Genomic DNA, 4,437 nt, shown 5'->3' on the forward strand with positions numbered 1-4,437 from the left:
TAGATCCGGGGGACCTTTGAAGACATTCCGGGCTCACACCATCGCACGCACAGACTCCGCGACAGCTGACAGGTGGAATAGTGCGGAAGGCCATGTGTGGCCGGTCGCTCTTGAGTTAATCTGATGGGGCCGCGGCAAGATCCTCAAATACCCGGCTTGCCGACCTTGCCTCCCGAAGAGCCGAGAGCAGGGTCTTGGCGGTGTTTTCTGCAACCTCCATGTTCCTTTGGCACACGATCCATTCGATTGTCACCAGAACCCGGTACAGGACGGCAAAGACCTGCTCCATCAATGCCAGCGACTGTTCGCCCACATGGAAGCCAGAGGGCTCTCCCTTGCGCATCTCACCATGCCTTCGCGGGTTTTTCAACGACCTCGCCCATTCATTGTGGGCGTCAAGGGTGATGGCATGAACGATGCTGTTCCAGCGTGTGAATGCAGGCTCCGCCGCATGGCACCACATCGCAATGAGGTTCCTGAACTCACTTGCTGGTAACGACGCGCTGACTCCCGCAAGCGCCTTAATCCAATCGCCGACAACGCGCCTTTTGATGGAATGGTGCTTATCGATCGGTTCATGTCCCCCTAAGGCCGAAACGGTCATCTCTGTTTCGTACTCGATCGTGCGGGCAAGGACAGTAATAGCCCCAATCTTCGACAGCATCGGAGCTGGAAGGCCAAGTCTGTTCAGGATAGGCGCTGGTTCGGCCACACGCGCCATGGGATCACTTCGCGTAAGTCTATTGCTCACTGACTGCTACGCCTCCAGTGGTTGCGACCAGAGCCTGCCTGAGCGTCGTATCCGTTTTATCAGAGGATGGACGTCTCGCATTCTTTGTGATGCTGGATGCCTGCAAGAGAAGGCTTGATTTCGGGTCGGTTCTGACTTCGGTCCTGCTAAAGTTCGACCCGGACACGTGTGGGGCAATGCCGCAAAATGCGGATGCAGCGTAGCCGCAGCCCAAGGGACACTCCGTTCGGGCGCTCGGACCGAACGGAGTGTCTTTGTTCAGCGACAATGACCTCAGTAGGTGCCGAACTTGAAGTTCAGCTTGGCGCGCGCCACGAAGAACTCGTTCTCGTTATCCTGCCCCACTGGCGAAAACAGTTCGACGGCCGGTCCGCCGCCGGCCGGCGTGAAGGTCCCGACCGACCGCTCGAAGTTGTCGTCATCACTGTCGACGCTAATCCACAGCCCTTCGAGGCCGAAGGTCACCGCCGAGGAGCCGAACCAGTTCACCGGCAGAGCCCATTCGACGCCAGCACCGGCGACCCAGCCGGTGTTATCGTCGGTATAGGCCAGACCACCGGTGGCGTAGATCAACACGCGATCGAAGGCCACACCGGCACGGGCCCGCACCGTGCCGAACCAATCCGACAGATCGTTGTCGAAGGAGCCGGGCACGAAGGTGCCGGCGCCGAACGGAACGAACGCCACGTCTTCGGCTTGGTCGGTGTCGGCCCACTGGATGTCGGTCTCAACACCGATCACGAAGGAGCCGATCTGGTAGTTGTAGCCGATCTGACCACCACCGGTGAACCCGCCGTCGCCGTTGCCCGGGAAGAACAGGGTGCCTGGCACCGCGCCGCCAAGGACGACCGCTTGTCGATTATCGTCACGCCAGCCCCAGCCGGCGTTCACACCGGCGTAGAACCCGGTCCACGTGAAGATCGGCGCCGCAATGATCGGAGCCGGAGGTGGGGCCTGCGGAAGATCAGCCGCAGAGGCAGCCGAGAAGCCAAGGGCCGAAAGAGCCGTGCCGGCTAGCAGATAAAGAAGAGACTTTCTCATGGTAATCACCCCTTGTGCAGAGAGTAACCGGCACAGCTTAGGGCGATCTATTCGCTCGCTACTATAGCAAATGAGCAACAGTTGATCATATCCTGAACGGATACTTGCGCAGCTGAAGTACCTCAAAAGAGTAATATAGGAACTTCTGCAGTATCTATCATTTATTATCTCATGCGTTGTTCTGACAAGTAGGGTTAATGCAGTTTTAATATTGACGTCATGAAAGCTGCGTGGCGTAGTTACTGTGCTTTCGGGCGTCACCCTGAAGGCGAGGAACTCACACTGACCCTGCCCCGCAAAGGGCAGGGTCTTTGCATGATGGGGCGAGTGAGTGATTGCCGGTCCCAGACGGTTTGATGGGGCCGTCTCATCACGGGCCATGTTGCGAGCTTTTCTTAAATCGCTCACCTGCTCGCCTTGGGATCCGAAGCGAGGGAGCCATCGCTGGGTTCTGATTACAGCGGATCGTAGCTACACCATGCAAGCAGGTGCAAGTTCAGCTCCGCGGTCACCATAAGCCGCCGCATGATGAGATTTGCAGGTCACATGTCCCAATGTGGACGACACGCTCGGCTACCTGCGGATTCTCGAGAAGCGATGTCCGGCATAGGCCGCCGTGTACGGAACCTGGAGGTATTCGAACGTCTTCTGCACAGCCCAGGCCGGGAGTGTGTTCTTGTATTTCCGGAAGTTCGGGGCAGACCCCGCTCCGAACAGGACTTCGTTGAGGTTCAGGCCGACTCCGACATATAACGTCCGTTCAATCGGGTAGCCGAGTCGACGCTCGTCCAGCTCAAAGCCGCGCGCATCGAAGCCGACGTGCAGTTCAGCGTAGCGCAGAGGAGTGTTCTTGAGCGTCTCGAACCCGCTGCCTTTGAGCGCCATGATGTAGCGCTGGCGCTGGTAGGGCGGAAGGAGGCCGGCCTCTTCTGATGCTGTAATGCCCGGCCGCTCAAAACTCGCCGGCGTGTACATCAGCCGCCAATCGAGCTTCTCCCGCAAGCCAGGGACGGAATTCCGCAGAATGGCGAAGGCTGCACCAATGCCGTTCGCGACAATGTCCTCACGCGAGAAGCGGTGCTTGCCCGTGAATCCGTCCAGGGTCTCGCCCAATCCCATAATGCCGAAGGCGACGAGCGCCCCTGTGATCGGGGCACCTGCGGGATTGGACGCATTCGCCCGGATCCGGTCCGTCAGGATGTCGGCGATGACGTAGGTGGAGAAGGCATGGCCAATCTTATCCATCCCGCCATGCGGCGTGTTCTTGGCGAACCATCCCTCCTCGATGAACTGAAACTCGGAGCCGCCCCAATCCCAGTCGCGGAGCCCGATCGCAACCAGACCGGCGCCGACTGCGGCCAACTCCCATCGCACGGAATAGAGGTGATCGCCCAGCGTGCTCAGGGAATAGAATGTCGGGGGAACCGGCGCCGAAGCCTCGGCGCGCGTGCTCGCCGGGGGCGGCGGAGCAGCCCGTGGCGCGGGCGATCTGCCTTTGTGGATCTTCTTGGCACGAGCCCCTTCCAACGTCTCCGTCGTCTGCGCCAAAGCTCCTGTCGGACCCCGCGCACCAAGTGGGTCGGCCAGGACCGACAGACAAGCGATAATGGCGAACGGCCGCAGGTTTCGCTTCGCGTCAGGCTTGAGCGTACTTGTGTTCATCCCCCGCGCAGACATGCCATGCATCAGCCTGTTCCCCCTATGCCTACGTTTCTTAGGCCCGAAGATTGGAACAGGAGATTTTCTATCGCAACCTTCGTGAAGAGCTTCTTAAGTCGCACCCAGGGAGGCGCAGGACCATGTTCGACGGCGCCGGACCGCCGCGAGTGTCGGCAATCCCGACGACGCGATCCCTGCCCTGATTTCATAGACATGCATGCCATATGACATTAACCGATGTCACGGACCCGCCTGTCCCTGCCCAGCCGATCACGTTTTATGGCAATTGATCGGGGCTCTCGCTCCGTTGCGCCGCTCCTGACGCCGCACGTGGCGACCTGTCCGCCGCTCCCCACGCCGTTCCATGCCATGGGTCTGGGCCTCAGCATCTGACACCGTCAGCATCGCAGCGGGCGCTGCGAGGCCAAGGGCAGCCGTCCAACCCACGAGCGAAAGAGCACGTCGGCGGGAGATGACTTGTGAAATAGTGACTTCGCTCATGTTGGAACTCCCCGAGAGAGTGATGAGCTGTCTTTGCAGGTGCGCTACGGTGCACCAGACCAACAAGATATACCACGACGGCCGACCTACGCCCTTGGCCCGAAGAGTCCCACAACACCGGCCGTCTTCCAAGGACCAAGCCCCGCGATGTTCTATGAACGAAGAACTGCCTTTATGAGATTGGGCGGGCCCACGTTGGGCGCTTCTCATCCACTTTTCCGGGCCTGTCGTGTCCAAACCGACACGTCGGGACGCAGGTAAAATCCCTCCGGAAAGGCCGATTGTCCCGAAGAGTTCAGCCGTTGTCTTGATCGGTCAAGCAATCCGTCCCCGGACAAGGCATGCTTCCTTCTCCGAGGGCCTCACATTCCCATCCCCGCACCAGAGGCCTTCGCCAACTGTGCCCCGTTCGGATTGCCCGGACGGGGTTCTTTCATGAAGCAGCGCCATGCTCGGGCTGCTCAATATGAGCGTGCCGCTCGATC

At 59.7% G+C, this 4,437-nt stretch carries 4 protein-coding genes; all 4 read right to left on the reverse strand.

All coding sequences use genetic code 11. The features are described 5' to 3' along the window. Positions 1-115 precede the first annotated feature (115 nt). The gene (locus FS320_RS38720; protein ID WP_152717652.1) at positions 116-721 is read right to left on the reverse strand and encodes a hypothetical protein; all 606 of its coding nucleotides are present in this window, start codon (positions 719-721) and stop codon (positions 116-118) included. A 303-nt stretch (positions 722-1,024) separates the two neighbouring features. Continuing rightward, complete coding sequence (locus tag FS320_RS38725) at positions 1,025-1,792, reverse strand: outer membrane protein (RefSeq protein WP_152717654.1); 768 nt, start codon at positions 1,790-1,792, stop codon at positions 1,025-1,027. Positions 1,793-2,365: 573 nt separating this feature from the next. Then, a complete protein-coding gene (locus FS320_RS38730; RefSeq protein ID WP_162003522.1) occupies positions 2,366-3,454 on the reverse strand; it encodes a DUF2279 domain-containing protein in 1,089 nt (362 codons plus the stop codon). A gap of 267 nt (positions 3,455-3,721) precedes the next feature. After that, on the reverse strand, positions 3,722-3,952 hold the full coding sequence (locus FS320_RS38735) for a hypothetical protein (RefSeq protein ID WP_152717658.1): 231 nt from the start codon (positions 3,950-3,952) through the stop codon (positions 3,722-3,724). Between the last annotated feature and the right edge of the window lie 485 nt (positions 3,953-4,437).

Source organism: Microvirga tunisiensis (genome assembly GCF_009296175.1).
Lineage (GTDB): Bacteria > Pseudomonadota > Alphaproteobacteria > Rhizobiales > Beijerinckiaceae > Microvirga > Microvirga tunisiensis.

Coding starts and splice junctions, on each gene's coding strand:
- FS320_RS38720 (WP_152717652.1), bottom strand. CDS start 721: ATGGCGCGTGTGGCCGAACCAGCGCCTATCCTGAACAGACTTGGCCTT.
- FS320_RS38725 (WP_152717654.1), bottom strand. CDS start 1,792: ATGAGAAAGTCTCTTCTTTATCTGCTAGCCGGCACGGCTCTTTCGGCC.
- FS320_RS38730 (WP_162003522.1), bottom strand. CDS start 3,454: ATGAACACAAGTACGCTCAAGCCTGACGCGAAGCGAAACCTGCGGCCG.
- FS320_RS38735 (WP_152717658.1), bottom strand. CDS start 3,952: ATGAGCGAAGTCACTATTTCACAAGTCATCTCCCGCCGACGTGCTCTT.